The organism is Synechococcus sp. UW179B (assembly GCF_900474245.1).
In the GTDB taxonomy this organism is placed as follows: domain Bacteria; phylum Cyanobacteriota; class Cyanobacteriia; order PCC-6307; family Cyanobiaceae; genus Synechococcus_C.
The window spans coordinates 121,826-146,037 of sequence record NZ_UCNZ01000019.1 but is presented as its reverse complement, the minus strand read 5'-3'; the positions used below and the strand labels follow the sequence as shown (position 1 = coordinate 146,037).

Annotated in this window: 25 protein-coding genes; 21 read left to right on the top strand and 4 right to left on the bottom strand. The window is 37.3% G+C overall.

The window, feature by feature from the left end; translation table 11 throughout:
- Window positions 1–3: 3 nt before the first annotated feature.
- From DXY38_RS08150 to DXY38_RS08120, 7 genes are all read left to right on the top strand, one after another.
- Complete coding sequence (locus DXY38_RS08150; protein ID WP_244279058.1) at window positions 4–897, top strand: transketolase family protein; 894 nt, start codon at window positions 4–6, stop codon at window positions 895–897.
- Window positions 894–1,499 (top strand): haloacid dehalogenase-like hydrolase, encoded by a 606-nt coding sequence (locus DXY38_RS08145; protein WP_115071206.1) that lies wholly within the window; start codon window positions 894–896, stop codon window positions 1,497–1,499. The genes DXY38_RS08150 and DXY38_RS08145 overlap by 4 nt, the downstream gene beginning before the upstream one ends.
- A complete protein-coding gene (locus DXY38_RS08140) occupies window positions 1,496–2,485 on the top strand; it encodes a hypothetical protein (protein ID WP_115071205.1) in 990 nt (329 codons plus the stop codon). Before DXY38_RS08145 ends, DXY38_RS08140 begins: the two co-directional genes overlap by 4 nt.
- Window positions 2,486–2,528: 43 nt before the next feature.
- Window positions 2,529–3,758, top strand: coding sequence for a methyltransferase domain-containing protein (locus tag DXY38_RS08135; RefSeq protein WP_115071204.1), 1,230 nt, complete (start codon window positions 2,529–2,531; stop codon window positions 3,756–3,758).
- Window positions 3,751–4,467, top strand: a complete 717-nt coding sequence (locus DXY38_RS08130) for an SDR family oxidoreductase (protein ID WP_115071203.1) — start codon at window positions 3,751–3,753, stop codon at window positions 4,465–4,467. Before DXY38_RS08135 ends, DXY38_RS08130 begins: the two co-directional genes overlap by 8 nt.
- A 23-nt stretch (window positions 4,468–4,490) precedes the next feature.
- A complete protein-coding gene (locus tag DXY38_RS08125; protein ID WP_170952893.1) occupies window positions 4,491–4,817 on the top strand; it encodes a WbuC family cupin fold metalloprotein in 327 nt (108 codons plus the stop codon).
- 240 nt (window positions 4,818–5,057) lie between these two features.
- A complete protein-coding gene (locus tag DXY38_RS08120) occupies window positions 5,058–6,701 on the top strand; it encodes a carbamoyltransferase C-terminal domain-containing protein (protein WP_115071201.1) in 1,644 nt (547 codons plus the stop codon).
- 101 nt (window positions 6,702–6,802) lie between these two features.
- Here the strand turns inward: DXY38_RS08120 and DXY38_RS08115 are convergent, their stop codons facing one another.
- Together DXY38_RS08115 and DXY38_RS08110 are read right to left on the bottom strand one after the other, a co-directional pair.
- Entirely contained in the window at window positions 6,803–7,627 is an 825-nt protein-coding gene (locus tag DXY38_RS08115; protein ID WP_115071200.1) for a phytanoyl-CoA dioxygenase family protein, read from the bottom strand.
- Window positions 7,627–8,586, bottom strand: coding sequence for a bifunctional 2-polyprenyl-6-hydroxyphenol methylase/3-demethylubiquinol 3-O-methyltransferase UbiG (locus DXY38_RS08110; protein WP_115071199.1), 960 nt, complete (start codon window positions 8,584–8,586; stop codon window positions 7,627–7,629). Before DXY38_RS08110 ends, DXY38_RS08115 begins: the two co-directional genes overlap by 1 nt.
- Window positions 8,587–9,063: 477 nt before the next feature.
- Between DXY38_RS08110 and DXY38_RS08105 the strand changes: the two genes are divergently transcribed.
- Window positions 9,064–10,389: a hypothetical protein gene (locus DXY38_RS08105; RefSeq protein ID WP_136988069.1), complete on the top strand. Its 1,326-nt coding sequence runs from the start codon at window positions 9,064–9,066 to the stop codon at window positions 10,387–10,389.
- Window positions 10,390–10,428: 39 nt separating this feature from the next.
- Here DXY38_RS08105 and DXY38_RS08100 read toward each other — a convergent pair whose 3' ends face one another.
- The gene (locus tag DXY38_RS08100; RefSeq protein ID WP_115071197.1) at window positions 10,429–11,517 is read right to left on the bottom strand and encodes a pyruvate kinase; all 1,089 of its coding nucleotides are present in this window, start codon (window positions 11,515–11,517) and stop codon (window positions 10,429–10,431) included.
- 212 nt (window positions 11,518–11,729) lie between these two features.
- Here DXY38_RS08100 and DXY38_RS08095 point away from each other — a divergent pair, with 212 nt between their 5' ends.
- From DXY38_RS08095 to DXY38_RS13480, 11 genes are all read left to right on the top strand, one after another.
- Window positions 11,730–13,199 carry a TIGR04372 family glycosyltransferase gene (locus tag DXY38_RS08095; RefSeq protein ID WP_115071196.1) on the top strand — a complete coding sequence of 490 codons (1,470 nt, stop codon included), beginning with the start codon at window positions 11,730–11,732 and terminating at the stop codon, window positions 13,197–13,199.
- Between the two features lie 158 nt (window positions 13,200–13,357).
- Entirely contained in the window at window positions 13,358–13,948 is a 591-nt protein-coding gene (locus tag DXY38_RS08090; RefSeq protein ID WP_115071195.1) for an SIS domain-containing protein, read from the top strand.
- On the top strand, window positions 13,923–14,483 hold the full coding sequence (locus DXY38_RS08085) for an HAD family hydrolase (protein ID WP_136988067.1): 561 nt from the start codon (window positions 13,923–13,925) through the stop codon (window positions 14,481–14,483). The genes DXY38_RS08090 and DXY38_RS08085 overlap by 26 nt, the downstream gene beginning before the upstream one ends.
- Window positions 14,484–14,494: 11 nt before the next feature.
- Window positions 14,495–15,343 (top strand): N-acetylneuraminate synthase family protein, encoded by an 849-nt coding sequence (locus tag DXY38_RS08080; protein ID WP_115071193.1) that lies wholly within the window; start codon window positions 14,495–14,497, stop codon window positions 15,341–15,343.
- Window positions 15,344–15,347: 4 nt separating this feature from the next.
- Window positions 15,348–16,070, top strand: a complete 723-nt coding sequence (locus DXY38_RS08075; RefSeq protein ID WP_115071192.1) for a cytidylyltransferase domain-containing protein — start codon at window positions 15,348–15,350, stop codon at window positions 16,068–16,070.
- A gap of 3 nt (window positions 16,071–16,073) precedes the next feature.
- A complete protein-coding gene (locus tag DXY38_RS08070) occupies window positions 16,074–17,453 on the top strand; it encodes an aminotransferase class III-fold pyridoxal phosphate-dependent enzyme (RefSeq protein ID WP_115071191.1) in 1,380 nt (459 codons plus the stop codon).
- Window positions 17,450–17,878 (top strand): VOC family protein, encoded by a 429-nt coding sequence (locus DXY38_RS08065; protein WP_170952892.1) that lies wholly within the window; start codon window positions 17,450–17,452, stop codon window positions 17,876–17,878. The genes DXY38_RS08070 and DXY38_RS08065 overlap by 4 nt, the downstream gene beginning before the upstream one ends.
- 3 nt (window positions 17,879–17,881) lie before the next feature.
- Window positions 17,882–18,850, top strand: a complete 969-nt coding sequence (locus DXY38_RS08060; RefSeq protein ID WP_115071189.1) for a bifunctional 2-polyprenyl-6-hydroxyphenol methylase/3-demethylubiquinol 3-O-methyltransferase UbiG — start codon at window positions 17,882–17,884, stop codon at window positions 18,848–18,850.
- Window positions 18,850–19,677: a sugar phosphate isomerase/epimerase gene (locus DXY38_RS08055; protein WP_115071188.1), complete on the top strand. Its 828-nt coding sequence runs from the start codon at window positions 18,850–18,852 to the stop codon at window positions 19,675–19,677. Before DXY38_RS08060 ends, DXY38_RS08055 begins: the two co-directional genes overlap by 1 nt.
- 1 nt (window position 19,678) lies before the next feature.
- Entirely contained in the window at window positions 19,679–20,443 is a 765-nt protein-coding gene (locus DXY38_RS08050; RefSeq protein WP_115071187.1) for an SDR family NAD(P)-dependent oxidoreductase, read from the top strand.
- A 99-nt stretch (window positions 20,444–20,542) separates the two neighbouring features.
- Window positions 20,543–21,901 (top strand): hypothetical protein, encoded by a 1,359-nt coding sequence (locus tag DXY38_RS13480; protein ID WP_206749679.1) that lies wholly within the window; start codon window positions 20,543–20,545, stop codon window positions 21,899–21,901.
- Between the two features lies 1 nt (window position 21,902).
- Here DXY38_RS13480 and DXY38_RS08040 read toward each other — a convergent pair whose 3' ends face one another.
- Window positions 21,903–22,592 carry a DUF1796 family putative cysteine peptidase gene (locus DXY38_RS08040; RefSeq protein WP_115071185.1) on the bottom strand — a complete coding sequence of 230 codons (690 nt, stop codon included), beginning with the start codon at window positions 22,590–22,592 and terminating at the stop codon, window positions 21,903–21,905.
- 112 nt (window positions 22,593–22,704) lie between these two features.
- On the opposite strand from DXY38_RS08040, the gene DXY38_RS08035 reads away from it, so the two are divergent.
- Both DXY38_RS08035 and DXY38_RS08030 read left to right on the top strand, forming a co-directional pair.
- Window positions 22,705–23,541, top strand: a complete 837-nt coding sequence (locus DXY38_RS08035; RefSeq protein ID WP_115071184.1) for an SDR family oxidoreductase — start codon at window positions 22,705–22,707, stop codon at window positions 23,539–23,541.
- Between the two features lie 30 nt (window positions 23,542–23,571).
- Entirely contained in the window at window positions 23,572–24,102 is a 531-nt protein-coding gene (locus tag DXY38_RS08030; protein ID WP_115071183.1) for a GNAT family N-acetyltransferase, read from the top strand.
- Window positions 24,103–24,212 lie beyond the last annotated feature (110 nt).

Here is a 24,212-nt window from a genome sequence, read left to right as displayed (position 1 = left end):
GTTATGACTGAACTTTCCCAGGAAAGAGGCGATGTGTGCCTGCTTTCGGGTGATATCGGTAACCGAATGTTTGATCGCTACAAGGAGGTGGCGCCAACACGATTCCTCAATTGCGGCATCGCAGAAGGCAACATGATGAGCATGGCCGCTGGCATGGCGCTGAGCGGCCTAAGACCCGTGGTGTACACAATCACTCCGTTCACCACCACACGCTGTCTGGAGCAAATCCGGACGGGCGTGGCCTACCACGAGGCACCCGTGGTGATCGTGGGAACCGGCTCGGGACTTTCGTATGCCGAACTCGGTGCCACCCACCATTCCCTCGAGGATATGGCCGTACTGCGCAGCATTCCCAACCTGCAGGTATGTGCACCAGCTGATTCACTGGAATTAGAGGCTCAGTTACGCCAAGCCATTGAAGAAGGGCGACCAACATATATACGGATAGGGAAGAAGGGTGAACCAGATCTACATGATAAAAAGGAAACACTTGGTATCGGAAAAGCTAATTTCCTTAGAACCGGCCAAGATATTCTGTTACTAGGAATAGGACCGATTCTGGAAGAAGCCATGAAAGCGAGAGATTTACTGAGCCAAAAAGGAATCAAAATAGGAATCGCAAGCATGGGAGGCGTAAAGCCATTAGACAGCAAGTTCCTTCAATCATGTGTAGATGGAGGCTACAATAAATGGATTAGCCTTGAAGAGCACCATCGGACTGGAGGACTAGGATCAGCTCTTCTCGAATGGTTAAACGAGAACCAACTTAACACAATCCAACTAAGGCGAATGGGTATTAATGATCACTTTGTTCATGAACTAGGAAGTCAAGACTTCGTACGCGAGAGAGAAGGAATTAACGCCGAATCAATCACAAAACTTGCAGAGACGTTATGACACTTCTAGGATTAGATTTTGACAACACACTAGTTCAATATGACAAGCTATTTCACAAGCTAGCAGTCAAAAAAGGGCTAATTGAAAAAAGTTTAATTGCGGACAAAACAAAAATACGAGATTATTTGCGACAACAGGGAAAGGAAGATGAATTTACACTTCTACAGGGTGAAGTGTACGGACAACACATTCTTGATGCAGAGCCTGCGATTGGAATGCTTGAAGCATTAAAAAAGCTGAAAAGGCAAGGCATACCGATGGTTTTAATTAGCCATAAAACACGGACACCTTACAAGGGGCCAGAATATGACTTGCAAGAGGCAGCAAGAAGATGGCTAAAAAAGCATGAATTTTTCAGCGAGAAAGGACTAGGATGGACGGAAAATCAGGTAATATTTGAAGAGAGTAAAGAAAATAAAATTGAAAGGATAATAAAAGAAGGGTGTACTCACTATATAGATGATTTGCCTGAGATAATAAAACAATTACCGGCTACAATTAGAGGGATACACTATTCCCCAAAAGCAAGCAAGAAAATAAACAGCAAAGACATAAAGTCACTTAGCAGCTGGGAAGAATTAGATGCAAAGATGTATCAATGAAAAAAAAAGTAATCAATATAATTTCACAAACGCAAAATGTATACACGCTTAACGAAGGGGGAGGAGAAGGATTGAACAGCAAAGTCTTCAGAGTAAGTGACGATAAAAACAAACAGTATGCATTAAAGGTGTACAGAACAAAGAACGATAAAAGAGGAATGCGTGAAATAAATTTCTTGGAACATATCAGAAAAACAAGGTCAACATCTATGTCAAATATAACATCAATTAATGCACCGGAATTGATAGAATATGAGTGCTCCAAAGATCCAGGATGGATAATAATAAGTTGGATCGAAGGGGAAAATATTAGTAATATCAGAAAGAGAGAGGTGGATGCGATAATTGAATTCACTGCAAACACACAATGCGCTGAAGACAACTCATTCGTGCACTATGCAAGAGATGCAAATAGAAGTATAGTAAAAACGATAGAAGGCATCAATCAGAGAGGTAAAGATCTAGAACAAAAACTTTCGAACATCAATGACACTTCATTGAGCAAGAAATGGATCCACGAAAATATTATCAATAAGGCGGAATATATATATGAAAAAATGAAAGATGGAGAAGAGAATAGAAGCCTGACGCCTGCAACCGGAATAATAATGTCTGTGTCAGACGTAGGAATTCACAACATGAAAAGAATTGAAAAACAGTTTTACTTCTATGACTTTGAATATGCAGGAAAAGACGATTCAGCAAAATTATTTTGTGACCTTATCCTTCAACCAAGACATGAGATGAACGAATGTCTATTTAAATATACACTGAGCAGATACACAGAAAAGTTAATCGAGAAGGAGCCGATAAAACAATGGAGGGAGAGAGTGCGAATGATATCAAAAATATTGAAGCAAAAGTGGATGATAATAATCTGTAATTCTATAATCAAAGAGGGATCAGAAATAGATGAAAAAGCTATATATCACCTAGAAGAGTACAAAAATAGAGAGCATCATAAATTATTGCAAGAGCTAGATTAGACAGTCGCAAGGGGACAGTGCTAAAATATAATAAAAAACGACCATGAAAAAAAGAACTTGCGCAGCATGCGAACATGAAAACATGCAGGATAGAAAAAACGAATTAGATCTAAAGAATATTCCACCGGTGGATTTTTACATGAACAATAAAAACAAGAGCGAGGCTATTAACAGGTACCCAATAGGAATATATATGTGTAATAAATGTGGACTGGTACAAGTTAAAGAATCACCCGGACAAGAGCTATTTTACGAGAACTATATATATGAAAGCAGCTCTTCAACAGATATGAAGGATAATTTCCAAGAATTGATAAGAAAGATAGAAGAGTATCGAATACTGGATGAAAGTGTGAATATCCTGGATATAGGTTGCAACGATGGTTTGCTATTAAAGGAAATAATGAATAAAAATGGTGGTGTAAGTAGTCTTGCAGGAATAGATCCGTCACCGATCAGCGAAAGTCTTAAAAATTCAGGTATAAGAATAGAAAAAAACTATTTTCCGAACACTAGTTTATATAAAGATAGTGAATTTGATATTATTATAAGTACAAATGCATTCGCCCACATTCCAAAAATAGGCGAAGCAACTGCAAAAGTTTCGAAACTACTAAAGGAAGATGGTCTATTTATAGTCGAGGTAAGTGATTTCGATAAGATGAATGAATTGAAAGCGTGGGATTATATATACCATGAACACCTATTTTATTATACAAAGAATTCACTCAGTGAATTGTTGGAAGCAAAAGGATTAACAATATTAGAAATACAGCAAATAGACACTAAGGGAGGATCAATAAGAGCAATTGCAAAAAAAACGAAAAAGAAGATTATGGAAAGTAAAGCAAGAATTGACAAATCAAATGCTGGGAATATGAAAAGCATTGTAAATATGGAAAAAAGCTATGAACAATGGAAAAAGGACGAAAAGCTATTTTTTGAAAATAACACCAATACTAGATTTATTGGATATGGCGCATGCGCAACAGCAAGTGTTACTGTCGCTCAAAGTGAGAATTTCAATAATCTGATTTGTATTATTGATGATAATAAGAAAAGACAACGGAACTATGTGCCAAGTACAAGCATAGAAGTTACAGACTTAGAAGATGTTAAATTTACGGAGAATGACATTATAATAGTATTTGCATGGAGATTCATCAAGGAGATAAGTAAGAAGATACGAAAGTACTGCAAGACTAAAGACTATCCAGAGCCAAAATTATTCAGATCAATAGACATGAAAGAATGGAGAATGGAAAATGAATAATAAGATAATAGTCTTTGGTGGGGCAGGAAAATTTGGAAGATGCATAATCGAAAATTTGAGAAAACAAACAAGAGATATTGTAAATATTACAGACACAAATAAAGAGGTAGAATTTGCAGAAACAATACATTATGAAGATCAAAGGGCATTAGAAAAAATAATGACAAAGTTATTAAGTGAAGGATACGACACAATAATATTTGCACATAGAGCTAAAGGAGGTAAACAAAATTACTTAGAAGAACTAAACCGTGAACTGATTCCATATTATGCAACAGACAAAGCCATTCAACAGATCGAGGCGAATAATAAATGTCTAAATATAGTAAGTCTGAACTCATTTGCAGCTCTAAAAATTAATTTAGATATCAGTCTAAGTTACCATGTAGCGAAAGCAGCGACACTGCAAGCAGCTAGAGTAATCGGAATACAGAATAAACAAGCCAAAGTAACATCAAATATAGTAATGTTTGGTGAAGTAATGAATGAAGACAGACTTACACATGACGCAACAAAAGATAGTATATATGAAATGATCAAGCAAAGAACAACGAACAATAGAATAGCAACATATCAATCAGTAGTGAATATAGTCAATTTACTGGTTAGAAGAAAGCTTCCGGGAATAAATAGAGAAATCATACAAATAAACGAAGGAATTGAGAGATTTTCATTTGAAAGTATAATTAGAGGAGGAATCGTGCAATGACTGCAATATTTAGCTTCAATTATTTGAATAAAGAAGCTCATGAGAGATTGAAAGAAGTGCAATTCTCAAAGAAAGGATCAAAGCGTCTGTGCTTTCATAAGGATAAAAACTCAGATTTACATGCAATGTTAATCATGCTAAAAGAAAATGCATTTTACGAGGAACATAGACATCAAAAAGATGAAATGATATTATTGCAGGAAGGGGAAGTTGAAGTAAGATTCAAAAATGAAATAGTAAAACTTAAAATGGAAGAAAATAGATTATTGATTATAGAAAAAGGTGTACTACATAGCGTGAAAGCTGGAAGAAAAGGGGCAACAATACTGGAAGTGATAGCACATAAGTGAACTCCTTAAAACTAAGACATGCAATATAAAAAGTAAATAAGCAGAATAAAAGATTTAAGAATTTATGGTAGAAATCATAAGTAATGAAAATTGAATTGCATTAAGCTTAATTCAGGCGAATAACGCAAATAGTCTGTAACAATTGGTAAAGCGTCGCCAAAAATGAAGCCATTGAAAATGAAAAGACAACAGCTACACTTGATGAGCAAAAGAGCTAATATATGGTAGAGTTTAAAAAAAATGAAGATTCTTGGGATTCACGCGAGCTTTAATAGTAAAACACACGACCCAAATATCGCATTACTAGACAATAATACAATAGTATTTGCGGCAGAAGAAGAAAGATTTCTAAGGTATAAGTCTAGTTCTGGAAGGTTTCCAGAATACAGTATAAAGAAATGCCTAGAGTATACTAAGACGAACATAAAGCAAATTGATTTAATTGCATACGATGGAATAACATATAAAGGCCTAGATCAAAAAATAAAAAGGTATATAGAAGATGAATATGGGTACTGTCCTCCAACAACTGCTGTATGTCATCCAGATGCACATATATATGCTGCATACTATTTTAGTAACTATAGAGATGCAATGATAATGTCAGTTGACGGTTATGGAGACGGTATAACAATACGTATAGCCAAAGCTACAGAAAAGGAAATAAAATGCGTGAAAACATTCGGCAATAACTGTTCACTGGGGGATTTTTATTCTGCAGGTACGAACTATTTGGGGTTCAAGAGTATAGAAGGTGAATATAAAGTGATGGGGATGGCAGCCTATGGTGATGATGAGAAGATGAACAGTCCATTTGATGGGTTAATATATTTTGACGTAGAAAAAGAAAAGATAATGGTCCAATCGAGGTTATTTAATACTGAAAACTATACGTCAATTTATGAACCACATTATAGATACGAAGAATTCAAAAATGCCCTCGGTCACGAGCCAAGAGGCAATGGATTAATTACACAAGAACACTTTGATTCAGCATTGAAGATACAAAAAGCATTTTGCAAGCCATATATAGAGATTGCGAAATATTATATGAAAAAAATAGGTACAAAAAAACTGATACTGACAGGGGGATGTAGCTTAAATACATTAGCAAATCATGAATTACAAAAGGAATTAAACCTACGCGAGTCCCTATACGTATATCCTGCAGCATCAGATAGAGGCTTAGCATGTGGCAATGCATTGTACGCACGTATACATCAGATAGATCAAAAGATAAATATTATAAGGCCGAACACGATGGCTTTAGGGGTTGAATACACAGGCAAAGATTACATAAAAGCTGCTGAACGGTCAGGGCTACAATATAAAGTAATGGAGAAGAATGCTTTTTACAGAGAGGCAGCAAGGGCAATTTTAAACGGAAAAATTATAGGTTGGCATAAAGGTAGAAGTGAGTATGGTCCAAGGGCTTTAGGGTTTAGGAGTATCCTCGCAAATGCAAAAATGAAAGGTGCAAAAGATAGTGTAAATAGAAAGATAAAGTTTAGAGAGAAATATAGACCATTTGCACCAGCAATCTTAATGGAAGACATGGATAGCCTTAATGGGGAATATTGGAAATCACCATTCATGACACAGGTGTTTGATGTGTCTAAAGATAAAAATATATTCTCAGAGACAGTACATGGAGATTGCACAGCTAGAATACAAACAGTCGATGAGCAGAGTTCACCTTATCTGTACTATCTGATGAAAGCAATGAAAGAAGAAAAGGAGGAGCTACCAGTACTAATAAATACATCATTTAACCTTTCAGGCGAACCAATTGTGGAGAAACCAGAAGACGCGATAAGGACATTTGTAAGTTGTGAACTAGATTTGCTATATATGGACAATATGTGTATCTTTAAAAATAGATGAATATACCAAGCAAATGGAAAAGAATTATATAGGATTAAAACTGTGACTGAGTTCTACAAAGAGGAAAAGATAAAAATACAATTTACATAAGATGAATAAAATCAAGGGCAAGTTGAACAGTACTTCTTATAGTAATCAACGTACTCAGGTGAATTAAATATATTAAAACCAGTAAGAGCCGTTTTTAAACCAAGTTTAATATGATCTAAATCACCAACATCATCAACTCTAAGTATGGCAGTAATTCTGCTAGGGTGATGATTAGATGGGTAATAGCTTCTATGAATAATGAGAGGATGTAGAACAATTATAGATCCCTTTTTAGCACTAATTTGTATAGGAGTTCCCTGCTCGAGCGCAAAATTAGGGTTAAGAATTAGATTTGAGCTTGTTTCTCTAGTGGCTAAGTGTTTATCTCTTGCGTCAAGAGTTTGTAGATGAATACTATTGTGACTCTTAGGTATTAATTCAATAGTTCCATGATCGCTATTAACATCAGTACAAGGAATCCAATATGTGTGCATATTAGTGGAGCCTAGAAGTGATGGTGCATCTTGATGCCAACCAAATTGATGTGATTTCTCTTGACTAATGTCAAGGCGGATAGAACTAGGCCCAAGGCAAGGGATTCGTACACCAAGATATGAGGATAGGGAACGAATAGTGCTAGAACCTTGTAATGAAGAGAGCTCAGATAAGTTTCTAATGTGCTTAAAGAAACCCATTTTATTCGCATCTGCAAGAAGACGAGGATCTCTAATATTAAAGTGTTCGTTACCTGTTAATAGTTGACCAAAATGATCAAGCGAGGCTAAGAGTGTATTTGTATGTTCAAGGATTTCGTCAACTGGATTGAAGTGGAGATAACCATGGTCATTAAAGAATTGCAAGTGTGTTGAATTGAAGTCAGAAAGATTGAATTGCATTAATCAATTATACCTTTATCGAATTTGAAGAAGTGGCCATTTGTTTTTGTAACTATGCAATGATTCACGGAGGCAGGAAGTACGGTTAAAATATCGATGAGCTCATTACGAGATGTCTGATGATAATATTGAGGTGCAAACCAATCGAAAATCTGAGCCTTAATTCTAGTCAAACCTTCGGTAGAATCACCACTTTTAAAATAACATTTCATGAAATAGTCATATAGAAGTGTTTGTAACTTATAAGTTCCTGGATCTAAATCGAGACAGGTTACTCTATTATCAATTGAAATAGTCTTATCTTCAAGAGCTTCTCCGAGAGCCTTAAATATTAGGGATAAAGATGACAAGTCCTGATCATGATAAATCTGTTGCACTGCATCATTGAAAAAATCCCTAAAAAAAGTGTCGGTAATGCGCCTAAGAGGTTTTTGATCATTAATGATCCAACCAATATATGTGCCATCGGACTTTAAATAACGATAAGTAGATTGAAGCGACAAACTTACAGATGGTGTGTGATGCAGGGAGCCAAGAGCGATAACAAGGTCAAACTGATCTACAGTAGAAAGAGTATTCATGTCTTCATGCAATAATTCGATCGAGTAACTGACATTAGGGAGGGACGTGCTTAAAAACAAATCAAGGTTCTTCTTTGTTTCGTTCAAGTCTATGAGATCGACACCAACATATTCAATATGATTTAGTTTAGCAAAGGAAGCCTGGTTAAGTTCAAGGATCGACTTGAATCCATAACCACCACCACAACCAACATCTAAGATACTAAAAGTCTGCCTTGCTGAAATAGCATCACTTACCCATTTGGTTATCAAATCATTTGACCATCGAACCAGCTTCATATTATCATTAGTAATTCCTAGCTCATCATCAGAACAAGAATCTCTGTCGTACATTTGATTCCAAAGCTTGTCAAATGCTTTAGATACTTGTTCTTGCATTAGAAATCAGAAAGTTGAACATACTATACATTGCTCAGAGAATGACATGACGTATTGCCAGCAAGGACCTTGTTGATGCAGTGGTTTAGAATAATGGTGATACAAGACCGTAAAGGAAGCACAGGTGCCGAGGAGACTCAAGCGAACAAGACTTTGCGAGTGTTAAAGATGTTGCGAGGGTGTTTTGGCATAGAATATGACAATGGTGAGTTAAGTAAAAAATACCCTTTAGTTTCAAAAAGGTATGGAGGGATATAACAATATCAGTTAAAAAGGCAAGACAGAGCTAAATATCACTCTGATAAACAAGGGGAACACGAGTGAAATATTATCATGGGAAATGGTAAAAATATAACTGCGAGTAAAAATAACTTACAATAGGAGTACTCAGTATATTGGCAGAAAGCAAATCATCTAAATTGCATAAGTGGTAAAAAATGAACAGGGTGCTAAAGTAAGCAAATGCAAAGCGGACGAATGGCAAGACGTAACATCAACATGATTGGATTAGTTACAGGCCCAGGAGCAGGGAGCAAGTATCTTCACACACTTTTAGATTCAACTGAAGGAATATACACAATCCCAGGATATTGCCTGATGTACTTTTATCCCCATTATATACAGGCTAGAAAGAATGAAAATAACAACGAATGTTTAATATATTCGATCCTTAATAGAATGCCTGCACTATATGACACAAGAATAATGCCAGGGAGCGAATCCTTAAATGCACTAGGAGTAAATGGGGACAAGTTTCTGTGTACAAGTATAGAAGATTTTGGCTCAAGAGTGCTTGAGAAATTAGATTCAGCTCAAAGTGAGTTAGTAAGCTCTCGAGTACTACTAATAGCTCTACATGAAGCACATTACGAGATATTTGCGAAGAAAGATGCAAGCACAATGCCAAATAAGATTATATATCACATTCATTGCGATTTATATATCCCTAATCTTAAAAAGGATTTCCCAAAATCAAAGATTATAGCTACATATAGAAGACCAACAGTAAATATTGATAGAAGAACGGAGGCAAGTATTCTTGAAGCCGACGAAGTCAAGTTAACAAAGCTAGATTATCAAATATTAAAACCTCACGTTCTTGCAAAGATGTCATATTATCATCTTAATATTTTTAGGATCCATAAAAAATATTTTGAATCGATTTATTATGCAGATTACGATGATATTTTGAAAGACGAGGTAAAAGTAGTAAATGATGTAAGGAAGTGGATAGACCTGAAAACGATCAAAGCGGAAGATGTATATCCTACATATGCAGGATTGGAACATAAACTTTCATTTTATGAAAAGCATAGATCTAAAAGTATAAAGCAAATAAGGGAAGAAAACAAAATTAAATCTAGAAGCACTAGATACACACTTTTAGACAGAGTGTACGAAAATTTAAAATCAGGTAAGTGTAGTCATCAGGTACACTTCTGGGATTATTCAAAAGAAATTTTCAGTATTTCTGAATATGAAAAGAAATTTATAACGGATTGCATTGACATGAGGAAGATAATTACGTTCTATATGAATATAAAGTCCTCAGGGGGTTATAAATATAACATGAGGCATGCTTATTATTGCTTTAAATGGTCTACACCGAAATTGTATATAAGGATTTCAGCGATGCTACATGAAAAAAGAAATTCTAAAAACAAAAGTTTAAAGATTATTTGGGGTTGCCTGAGTAACATAATCTACGGAATTGTGTATCCATTAAGCTTAACTATAATACCATTTTTTCTGCTCAAAAAAAGAATTAATCAAATGAAACTCTTGTTATTGATGCCGCATTGAAAATGCGAAAAAGAATTATAGTTTTGATATAGAAAATATTTAAAGCCAAGCCGCTAAATGCTGTGGCATATTATGAATAGTATAGGAATGAGGAAGTACTGAAAGAAAGCCATCATTGTTAGCTGAAAATATTGAATGAATATATTTGACAACATGAACACAGTCTACTGGATACTTACCAATTGCAACCTCGGCAGCTAAGACGATACCAGAGACATTATTTTCATACATATTAAATAAATCGGAAATCTCTGCCCTAGACGGCAAAGGAGAAGTAATCATTGAGTCGAGAACATTCGTGGCAACATAACAAGGCACATCATAACTTGTACACTTTTGTAGAATTGCTTTTGTCGCTAAAGGTATTCTCGAGATAGAAACTTCTCTCGACAAATCACCTCTGTCGATAAGAATGCCATCGACAAGCGGTAGAATGGACTCTAAATTATTGATTCCCTGCCTAGATTCAATTTTGGCGATAATTGTCGGATCATGAGGAAAGGAAAGCGGCTTTTGCTCGTTAATTAATCGACGTAGGAACTTAATGTCATCACCACAATTAGTAAAAGAAACATAAATTGATTCAATACCCTTGACAATGGAATTTTTAATGGCATATAAATCAAATGAAGTAAAAGCGTCGAGCTTTATTGACTTATCGATAATATCAACTGAACAGTTTGGGGTGACTTTTCCATCGTTAGCAACCTCAGCCACAAAAGAGTAAGATTCATGGGATATTTTCAATACCTTGAGTATTAGTCCACAGAAGTCAATCTTGATACAATCTCCTTCGGCAATCTGGTCAAGAACCTCACAATGATTGAAAACAATCTCGAAGTCGGATAAGTGATTTGAGTTGTCAAAACCTACAAGAATTTGTTCACCCTTCGAATAAAACGACTTTCTAGGATGCCCAAAAACACGGAGCTGAGCGCCTTGTGTATCGATAGAAGGAAGAACATCTGCTTTGGAAATAAAATCAATATATGAATCAAGACTCTCCTCGTTTGAATGAGAAAGATTTATACGAAAAGAGCTTGCACCAGCATCCCTCAAAAGTTTGACTTGTTGCGTGGAGGCAGTAGAAGGTCCAATAGTTGTAATAATCTTATTAGCAATAGTCATTAAGTCTAAGGAGGATATTTAGAATTTTACCATATAGAGATCCATATAGGATCAAGACAAAAACAACTATCAGCTGAGATCAGAAATAAAAAAATCCCAATCTGAATTTTAGAGTAGAAAATAATGCAAATAGAATTTAAAAGAGAACAGGTAACTTTAGGGCAAGAGAAGGAGTAGAAAATGCTAACCTAGAAAGAAGCGAGATTGAAACCTTGAACCATCCTCAGCTTAACAAAGCAAATTCAGCAATAGTTGCGAAGATTAAGCTTCAGGTGATTTCAGCATATTTAGATGATACAGGATCAACAATAGAAGGGTGCCATACGATTAAAGAATATAATGATTACTTTAAAGCTAAAAATCCAAAGTTATATAGTGAAATATTCAAAGCTCTGGCAATACTAGAAAATACTTTTAATCGTATTACACTATCACAAAATACAGTCGAAGAGTTAAGTCACTATCCCCATTTAGCGAATGTGTTGAACAGGTATTCATTTTATACTTGCAGCAAACCAAATGCTGGTAAAGATATAAGAGCCATAGCCAATAGTCAATTTTACTTGATATGCGAGCAAGGTTTCAGCTTCGGTGGAAATAGGTTGGTATATATGTTTCTTACGTACAACATATTAATTGACAGAACTGCACGTCTAAAAATATATAATCTACCCGAAGAGCTAAATACATTTCACGAGCTGCCACATTTAATAGCATCAGAGTTTAGCTCTATATCATGTCATGATATTGACAAGCATAGGTTTACGTGCGAAGAGATAACGGCTCTACATCCTGATATAGGAATTACTCACATCAACAAGAAATGTCTACCAGCATTGAAAAAACAATTGGCAATAGAGTCATCAAAAGAAGCATCAAACTATACATCTGCTGTTTATCCAGAAGATTCAGATCTAACAATTCTTGAGAAGTTCTCAAGAATTGTAAATCAAAAGCTTTCTCTACCTAACTACCAATTGATACGAAGATATTTACCTTACCAAGAAGAATTTGGCAAAAGACCTATTGCATTAATATGCAATAGAGACTCAGCCTACGTAGGGCCCAGTCAACCATGGCGAGATAGTGAAATAGAGCACTATGATAAGTCAATTGAATATCTCATTTCAGAAGGATACTTTGTGATAAGATACAATTCATGTGGAAAGCCAATTAATATATTAAATAAATTTTTCCTAGATCTATCACAACTAAAATCGTGCGATCAAAAACTTCAGCTGCATCTAGCAGCAAGTTGCAAGTTAATTATTGGTGCTAATACAGGTGTGACCGGATTTGCACAAACCGTTTCATCAGCTCCAACATTATATATAGATGCTCCGACACTACATGCTCATTCGCCATGGCTAAAGCTGATAGGATCTCCAAAAAGATTGGAGATCATGAATAAAAAGTTAGTTGATCCGGGGGCAATAAATGCGTTAATTAAATCTGCAATGTGGGATTATAAAGCATGTGAAGATCTTGGAATAAAAATTAGACCACACAACTCGGATTCTATACTTAAAGAAGTAATATATTTCTTAGATGTTGTAAAGAAGAATAAGTGGCACTCAGTTACAACTTTTCGCGAGATTAACCATGGAGTACCTTGTGAGTTCAATACCATGCTGACTCCAAATGCAGCAAGTAACTTATCTGAAATACTTTCGCAGGTATAGAATATACTAAATATGGATAGACCAAAACCCAGAAATAAATTTAAGAATGCGGCGACGTTGACCATTAAAGTAGTACTTGCCGCTATTGTGCGATAAGTACAATAAGATGTGTACATCGAAACGTAACTGATCTCTAACCATTTCTAAGCATCAAACAAATGAAGTCAAATCTAAGCGAAATTACTGAAGTCATTCAGAAAGAAATTAAAAATCATATTGATTTAACTAAATCAACCTTGAAGGCTGTACCACAGATAGCAGAGATAAGCTGTGTAATGGCCAAAGCACTTAGACAGAGTGGCACGATTTACCTTTGTGGTAATGGAGGCAGCGCAGCAGACTGTCAGCATATTGCAGCAGAATTAGTAGGGCGCTTTCAACTAAATGGCAATGCAATAAGGGCAATTGCACTAACTACTGACACATCCATACTGACCTCTATCGCGAATGACTTTGGGTATCACTATGTATTTACTAGGCAGCTTGAAGCATTTCTTTGTCCACAAGATATTCTAATGGTATTATCAACCTCTGGAAATAGCGTAAATATTGTAGAGGCACTTAAGTTTGCAAGGACTAAAGATGTGACTACGATAGCCTTTCTAGGTGTTCGTGGGGGAGACGCGCTTTCCCATTCTGACTACTCATTAATTATACCATCAAATGAAACATCGAAAATTCAAGAGATGCATATTATGATAGGCCATATTTTATGCCAGATCCTTGAAGCAGAATTTAGAAATGCATGAGTTAATAACTTATAATTGGCAAGACATCCAGACTATTGTCATTGATTTTGATGGAGTTTTTACAGATAATTCAGTGTATGTGCAGGAGGATGGCACCGAGTTAGTAAAATGCAGCAGAGCAGATGGGCTTGGATTAAATCTATTACGAAATTATTCAACTGCAATTAAATGGGAATTAGATATTTTAATATTGTCGACAGAAAAAAATCGAGTTGTCACAAAACGTGCGGAGAAAATGGGTATCAAATGCTTTCAAGCAATAAAGAATAAAAGAAAATTTATACGTAAATACAGATCAGATTCGAAAGAGCATAATAAAGACGGCAAAATACTCTACATAGGCAACGATTTGAATGATTACGAGGCTATGCTAGAATGTGACTTGATATTCTGCCCGAGGGACTCACACCAATTAATTAGGCAAATTGCTCATCACGTGATCCCCGTCGATGGTGGAGACGGAGTGATACGAGAACTAGTCGAAACAATTTTACCTAATTCACCAGAACTATTGTTGTCTTATCTCAATTCCTGAAAGAAAACACAATGCCAATTTTCATAATTGCGGAAATAGGGATTAATCACAACGGCGATCTAGATTTATGCAAGAAACTAATTAGCGTTGCCAAGGAGGCTGGATGTGACTCAATAAAACTACAAAAGCGTGATATTGATTCAGTGTATTCAAAATCTTTTCTCGACAGCCCAAGAATCAGTCCCTGGGGAGATACTCAAAGGGACCAAAAGCTTGGGATAGAGTTTTCAATGGAAGATTATACTGAGATAGACAGCTACTGCAGGTCAATTGATATTGAGTGGTTTGCTTCTGCATGGGATCTAAATAGTCAAGATTTCTTGGCAAATTTTTCATGCAAATACAACAAGATTGCATCCGCAATGATAGTTAATACAGATCTTCTGCACAAAGTAGCATCTGAAAAGAAACATACGTTTATTTCTACCGGAATGAGTACTTTTGAGGACATTGACAGGGCAGTAGATATATTTAAAAGCCATAATTGTCCATTTGAGCTAATGCATACTGTTTCAACATACCCAATGAAAGACGAAGATGCAAATCTAAACCTCATAAAAACACTTCATGACCGATATTCATGTAACGTTGGTTACAGCGGGCACGAAGTAGGTTTGGCAATCTCCTACGCAGCTTCTGCGCTCGGGATCACCTCCTTAGAAAGACATATAACGCTTGATCGAGCCATGTATGGCTCAGATCAAGCTGCTTCGATCGAACCATCTGGACTACGCCAGCTTGTGGGTGCAGTTCGAAAAATAGAAAGTGCAATGGGTGACGGCAGGAAAAAGATCATTGATGCAGAGATCCCAATTGCCCGTAAACTCCGAGAACATTTAGACCTAGAGGCAAACCACTAAGTTCATGAATTGTCTCGCCCTTATTCCTGCACGATCTGGATCAAAAGGAATAACAGATAAAAATCTCCAAGAAATTGGAGGTCATTCACTGATGGAATGGTCAATTAAAGCTGCGCTCAGAACACCTTCGATAACAAATACAATAGTTTCGACAGATACAAAAGTTTATGCTGATCATGCAATGTCCTGTGGAGCTCAGGTACCTTTTTTAAGACCAAAGATTATCTCTAAAGATAACTCGACAGATTATGAATTTATTTTACATGCCTTAGATAATATTGATAGTCCAACTGAAATCCCAGACTACATAATACACCTTAGACCGACAACACCTCTGCGCAACCCACTTTTACTTGAAAAAGCAATTAATGAATTTACGTCCCAAGGCAATGATTTCACATCACTAAGATCAGTCCATCCTGATTCCGAATCAGCATACAAATCTACGGAGATAGATAAATCAGGCGTACTTACTACTGTATTTACCCATTCATCTGATTTGGATTCGATTAATAGCGCGAGACAGACTTATCCTAGAACCTTTACAGCCAATGGTTATATAGACATAATTAATGTGAGATTTGTTCGGTCAGAATCAAAACTACACGGGAACAGGGTCATGCCTTTCATAACGCCTCATGTGATAGAGATTGACTCATTTTCTGATCTTCAATTGGCAAGATCATATCTAAAAATGAATCCTGACCTAAAACATTCCATCTTTTGAATAATGGCTTCATTCAATTTTTCTCTAGATCCCGTCGACGTACCACAGGTGAAGACGGCCAATAGACGAATTAAAACAGCAATCCCAGCGCCTGGTACTCGAGAGCTCTTAGACAGGCTTGCCAAATGCGAATCACGTTCTATGCATGGCCAACTCCCACTAGCATGGGCTAAGGCAGATGATTTCAATGTATATGATCACTGTGATAACAAATGGATCGACTTCACTTCAACAATCTTCGTATCAAACATAGGGCATTCAAATTCTAGGCTTATCTCGTATCTGAAGAAAGCATTATCAAATCCACTCATTAGCTGCTACTCGTACCCAAATAGTATTAGGGCAGATTACATAGAGCGGCTGCTCGAGTTCGCAGGTCCAAATTTCACTAAAGCTTTCTTGCTTTCTGCAGGAACTGAAGCAACAGAAGCTGTTCTCAAATTAATGAGAATGCACGGTCAAAAATTGGGAAAGAAAAATTCTGGCATCATTTGCTTGTCAGGAAATTGGCATGGACGCACACTAGGAGCCCAAATGCTATGTGGGAATGATCAACAAAAAGAATGGATCGGATATCAAGACCCAAATATTCACCATATTCCTTTCCCATATCCATGGCATCTAGATAATACAACTCCTGAACAATTTTTAGAAGACTCTCTAAACTCGCTTGCTAAAGCGGGAATTAAGCTCTCAACTGACATTTGTGGAATAGTGCTCGAAACTTTCCAAGGCTGGGGATCTCTTTTTTACCCTACTGAATACGTCCAGAAAATCAGGGAACTATGTGATCAAAATAATATCCTCCTAGCGTTTGACGAAATGCAATCTGGCTTTGGACGTACGGGTAAGAATTTCGGCTACGAGCATTACGACGTTACACCTGATCTCATAGCGTGTGGCAAGGGGATGGGTGGAGGCATAGCAATATCAGGAGTTCTTGGTCCTGCGGAGATACTTGATCTACCGACCATAGGAAATATGAGTAGCACACACTCGGCTAATCCGATCGCTTGTGCTGCTGGTATGGCGGTCCTTGATGAGCTACGTGACAGAGATCTCGTCAATGAATCGCATCGAAAAGGTATTTATCTATTAAGCAGATTAGAAGAAATTAAAAACATGTTTCCGGATCGAATCTCATCATTTCATGGGAAAGGTCTTATTGCAGCGGTTCTTTTTAAAGATACAAAATCTCAAGAACCAGATCCATATTTTACAAGTAAAGTGGCAGAATTATGCATGCAACGTGGTCTCTTAGTCGTTCATACCGGGCGAGAGTCAATAAAAATAGGACCTCCTCTCACAATTACAGACGATGCTTTAAAGGAAGGACTTGATGTACTCGAAGAATCAATTCGTGAAACAGTGTCTATATGTTGAATACAATTAGGCATATAGGAATTGTTGTAAAAAACCCGGAGGAGTCACTAGTATTCTGGCGTGATTTACTAGGCTTTACCGTATATGCCGATAATTTGGAAGAAGGATCGTTCATTGATTCCATACTTAATCAAGCAAATACCACTGTTAGAACAATAAAACTTCGAGACGAAAAGAATCAATCCGTAGAGCTTCTTCACTTTAGAGATCTCTCAAGCGACTTGTCTCAACCAACAACACTTTTTACCCCTGGAATAACGCACATAGCTTTACAGGTACAAGACATCCATGAGATTGTTCTACGGTTAAGAGATAATGGCTACAGATCACTATCTGAACCAAATATTGCGCCAAATCAAAAGGCTAAGGTAGTATTTATTAATGGCCCTGAAAACCTTTACCTAGAATTGGTTGAGCTAAATTAAACCATGGTTCTAACTACAACAAGCACCGACACTGCTGGTGCATGTCCAATCTGTAAAAGTCCCACCACCAGCCTCCTCTCCCAATCCCTGAGACATGGCAAAGGAAATGTATACTATTGCCATAGCTGCGATCATGGATTCCTTGACCAAGCTCCTAGCAACCTAAAAGAGTATTATGCAGAAGAATACCGTAAAACATATTCCCATAAAGCAATCCCATCAACGACAGAATCTGAAGAAATATTTACTACGTATGTAAAATATCAAGATTCTAGGCTAAAAATAATATTGCCGCTATTGAAAACTGATACGACCTTTCTCGAAGTTGGAGCTTCGGCTGGTCAATTCATCTATCACATTAAGGATAAAGTAGCCTCAATACATGCGATTGAACTTGACGAAAGATCCGCCAGTTATATCAAAAATACACTGTCAGTCGAAACAGATACAAACTTTTTAGAGGCATCTAAGTTTGCAAATAATCAATATTCAATGATAGCATCATTTCAAGTCATTGAACATACACCAGACCCTATTAACTTCCTCAAAACACTATTAAAGACTTTAGAACCTGGGGGCCAACTCTTTATTGAGATGCCAAATCTTTACGATCCCCTCTTATCAGTGTGGGCCTCTCAAGCTTATTCAGACTTTTACTACCATTCAGCTCATCTCCAATATTTCAGTACAAGGTCTTTGAGTTGTTTAACCAAAGCTTGTGGTATAAAGCCAGAGAAACTTTGCTATCATTATATACAAGATTACAATCTCCTGAACCATCTGAATTGGTTAACTAATAAGAAGCCACAAGTAGATTGTCATTCTGGTCTATCACCTATCGAACTTGCTATATCAAATTCGCCAATATCGTCTTGGCTCTCCGAGACTTTGGCTTCGCTTAATGATACTTATATTAACCGGCTAGCTCAAGAACACGCAACTTCAAATATTCTCCTTCAGATTAATCTTTAATGCTTAATCAACTTGGCTTCATGCAAGGGAGACTTTCTCCTATGCAAAACAACAAAATACAGGCCTTTCCACATAAAACTTGGACCACTGAATTTATCCTCGCCCAGTCGCTTGGTCTTACGCGGATGGAATGGACTCTTGATGATCCAATTAACGAGAATCCACTGCTTGATCCACAGCAACATAGTCTCATACAATCTCTTTGCCAAAAATATAATATTAAAATTAGTGGCTTAACAGGTGATTGTTTTATGCAAAAACCTTTTTGGAAAAGTTCAGATGGACTTTACAAAAAACTTTGTATAGACTTCATAAATATATTAAGGGCTTGCACCCGACTTGAAATTCCTTACATTGTAGTTCCTTTGGTCGACAATGGGTCAATCAAGCACGAGAGAGAGCTTGAACTTCTCTTGTCAACATTTAGCAAATATCAATCTGTTATTGCCACCTCTAATGTCCATATACTATTTGAGTCAGATATGCCTCCACTAGAACTTCTCAATTTTATTAAAAAGTTTCCATCCAAATATTTCGGAATAAACTATGATATTGGCAATAGCTCTGCTCTTGGTTACGATACTTTGGAAGAACTCAATGCCTACTATCCATATATTAAAAATGTTCACATCAAAGATCGCGTTCTTAATGGCACAACGGTGAATCTCGGAACAGGTAATGCAAATATCCCCTTGACTTTGCGAGAGCTTGTCTCTCGAGGCTATACCGGCTCATTAATCTTCCAAGCAGCGCGTGCACCTCTGGATAAAAATGATATAGAACAAATGCAGCAATATATTAACTATATTTTAGATTATTGTTATTAGTATGGACTCAGATCTATCCGATAAGAGAGTACTTGTCACTGGTTCATCTAGGGGCATAGGTAGGTACATAGCTAACAAGTTCTATTCTCATGGCTGTAAGGTTGTTCTTAACGGTCTTTCAGAGGTTTCCCTTAACAAAGCCGTTGCGGACTTCTCTTCACCAAACGTATCAGGGCTTGCAGCTGATGTCAGTGATCCCAGCCAAGCATCTGAACTCATCAGATTTTGCATCAAAAAATACAAACAGTTAGACATTCTCGTTTGCAATGCAGGCTCAGGAACCAGTGCTCCGCCTGGCTCAGAAACCTATACAGACTGGTTGCGCTCCTTTCATCAGAACTTCTTTAGTGCGACTAACTGCATAGAAGAAGCTAAGGTTCACCTTGGACATGCACAAGGCAAAGTCATTTGTGTTTCTTCAATCTGCGGACATGAGTTTATACCTGGTGCCCCTACAACTTATTCCGTTGCAAAGTCAGCATTGAATTCTTACGTGAAACATGCCTCGATGAGCCTTTCAAAATCAGGGATCACAATCAACGCAATTCAACCCGGAAATATATTATTTCCAGGTTCAACATGGCAGTCAAAGTTAATTGATAATCCACAGATGGTCAACAAAATGCTAAAAGATAACGTACCATTGTCAAACTTTGGACGTCCCGAGCAAATCGCTGATCTTGTGTTTTGGCTGTGCTCTTACAATGGATCATTCTGTACAGGTTCCATCTTTACTCTGGATGGTGGACAGACTCGTTCCCTCTAAAAAACGAAAATCACCCTACCTATGACTGAACTATCTCATCACAAACGAATTACCCTTTACAACTACTCTGGTGTCGACCACTTAGCATCAAAACTATACTTGGAAGACAACCTTCTACCAAGTTTCGTTGATCCTAAGCTCTCGAATTCGTCAAATGAAGCCGAATTGAAATCGATACCATCACCTCGCATAGTTTGGCCCTCAATTGAGACTCCACACTATCTCGTATACAACAATTTAGAAGGTATTGTAGATAGTAATTCGTTAAAAGCATTTTCACACATAGAGCGCTCAGAACTTTACTCTAAATTTTCCTCTACTGATCTTGATCTCTTAGTGCGCATGGCCCAAAGAACACACCTTAATACATCCTGCTACAGCGATATTCTTTACTACATTTCAAGAATTACCACTTTCTGGCATCGTTACTTTCAGTTTTTTAAACCTGAAATCGTACTTTCAACAGTTCTTCCTCATTCATTTGGCGATTTTATTTTTAGCCTTGTTGCGAAAAAACTTGATATTCCATTCTTATGCCTGATAAATGCAGGACTTTCAACTCACTCATTTATTGTAGATCTGAGCTCGAACAAACTTATTCGTTCCTCATGTGCGAGTCTAGACCGCATTTCACGACGCGAAGACCTGGAAATTCTTCTCGAGAATACCTCGACATCTCGCAATGCACGGGTTCCTTACAGTGGAAAAACTAAGTTAAGAGCATCATCTAACTATTCACAAGAGATACGCTACCTATTAAACGACCAGCATCATGGTCAGCTAGCCCTAGAGCATAATGTTAATCTTGCTCGATATTATGATTCTCTTTCGACCAATCCAGATTCGCTGCTAAATTTAAATAAAAAACAGAAGTTTCATCTCTATTATCTTCACTTTCAGCCCGAATCGTCAACAATACCTTCGGCCTTAACATGTGCAGATCAACGTGAAACCATTCATCATATACGCTCTTCTATCTCACCTAAAGATATTCTCCTTGTAAAGGAACATCCGCAGCAGTTCCGCCGAACTGGGCGCTGCTTTGCCTCAGAGAAACATCTTCGCGGTGTACTCAAGCATCGCTCAAAGTTATTCTATGATTCAATCTGTTCGATTCCCTCTACTTACTTATTCCCTAGAAGACAACACTTCCAAGTAATACCCCAAGACATGCTCACTATTTGGTACGCCAATGGAACAATTGGCCTTCAGGCCATCATGCAGGGGTACAATGTTGAAAAGCTGCCAACATTAAATCCGTTCCATATTCTTTCTCGTGACCTGCATCTTATGCCTTATAAGCAACGTATTGAATACATACTTGACACCATGGAATCGTTCTTATTTCCTCTCTCTGTGTTTGATCATGACCCCGTTGCTTCATCTCAGAAAGTTCAATCAAACATAACTGAGCTCGTCTACTCCTACACTAATTGCGAACATGTATCAATTCTTTAGATCATTCCCGCCATAAGACATCGTTACTAACATTTCCAAATACTTTCTTGCCTATCAACCTATATGTATGAGACCTGACACTCTCTTCATCACTCGACTGTGGTAACTCAACAGTAAATAACTGTATTCTATCCCCTTTTCTATCTTTAGTCACCATCATATCGCGATAGCTAATATCATTTATTAGCCGAATCCTTATAATTACAATGCTATAATCTCCAATCACTGGGTCAAGAGTCTCTTCAAGAAACTCCGATATATCCTTTTTGTCTAGGAACTCACAATGCTGCTTATTGATATAATCAGAAAGAACGAATACCTTTTCACAGCTCTTATCAGTCATTACGCTTCCCAAACGAGAGAACGATCTACGAAGATATTCATGGGTTTTTTTTAGCCTTAAATCTCTATGTGGATTGTAGTAATACTGAAAACCATATTTAATTGTGCGTGGCCGAACATCCCCTGTATTTACACTACTATCTGTTGGAGACAACCATTGCTGAAGTTCTATACACGGCCTGAATACATTACAATCAAGAAATGAACTCAGTTCCATACTCATAAAATTTTGCAAGTGTACTGAACCAGAGCGTGCCCAATCAAATCCAAAGCTACACGTTCTTAAACCTGATGCCTTAAGTATTTCAGCGGGTACGCATGTAGGGCCGAGCGATACAAAAGATTTCATTTTTATTTATCATCTTGATATATCTATTTTAACAGATTTTTTAATTTTTTGCTTATCCTTCATTTGTTGGGAATCGTCTATCTTATTATGACGTTGATACAGCTTGATCTCAGTGTTCAAACATACGCCTTTTGACCTTACATCCAAAACAGTTCTAATAACCGGTGCAGCTGGGCTCCTGGGACAAGAGCATGCCAAAGCAGTTCTGGAATGTCATGCACAGCCTATCCTGACTGATATTGACGAGGCAGAACTTGGCCTTGTAGCATCCCAACTGTCCAATCTCTACCCAGAAGCTAATATCCGACAGTTTGTAATGGATGTTACCGATAAAGGTTCCGTGATTAACGTCCACAATGCCCTTGCATCAACTGATTGTCGTGTAGATATTCTAATTAACAATGCTGCAATTGACTCGAAGGTGAACGACACCGCTTCTCTAAGCAACGGCACTCGACTTGAAAACTTTCCACTTGAATCCTGGAATCGTGAGATCAATGTGGGGCTTACTGGTGCCTTAACCTGCACACAAGTCTTTGGATCAGAGATGGCAAATAATGGAAATGGAGGAGTGATTGTCAACATTGCTTCTGATCTTTCTGTCATCTCACCCTATCAGCCCCTTTATAAGAAGTCCGGCTTACCTGACCACCTACAACCGGTTAAGCCAGTCACATACTCAGTGATCAAGACTGGCTTAATTGGACTAACACGTTATGTAGCAACATATTGGGCTTCCTCAGGTGTGCGTTGTAACGCACTATCACCCGGGGGAATTTTTACAAACCAATCAGAATCTTTTGTAGAAAAAGTTACCTCACTCATCCCTCAATCTCGTATGGCTAACGCCAATGAGTATCATTCAGCCATTCAATTTCTTTGCTCAAATGCTTCTAGCTACATGACCGGACAGAATCTGATTATTGACGGTGGTCGTTCATGCTGGTAAACAGAATTCACAATATTACTTAGCATCCCAATGCCTGTCGATCTTACTTTATCATCCTGGCCACGCGATCGTGGCTCCATACAAGAATTAATTAATACACTTGTCGATCATGGATATCATATAACTCCCGAATTCCCACTAAGCACAAATATCTCCGAAGACCCATGGTCATGGTCTACCGATCCTTCAATTCTCTTTTTAACATATTATAATGACAACAGATTCATAGGTTTTTTAGTTACACGTCAGCTTTCAAACAATATCCATATTCATGCTTTGTGGATTCCCCCATCAGAAAGAGGTTTTGGAATTGGCTCACAAATACTTTCCTCTCTTTCAAGTTACTTTGGTTTTATGCCACACAATACTACCATTACACTCCATACGTATAGCGTCAACAATCTTGCAAATAAATTTTATCAGAGATGTGGTTTTATTCCGATGAATAATTCGACTGGCCAAGATATTCAAGGTCTTACCCAATGGATAAGGCACGCGTCACAATTTCAATGGCCACTTAAAGCAGGAAAAGCATGTTACTGGAAATACTTGAATCATTAGATTCCATTCAATGATGATTTTGCATCATCACATTCTTCCATTTTGTATACTAGATTAAAGGATATAAAATAAAAACAAGTGACTTCTATGCCAAAAATTATTGATGCGCA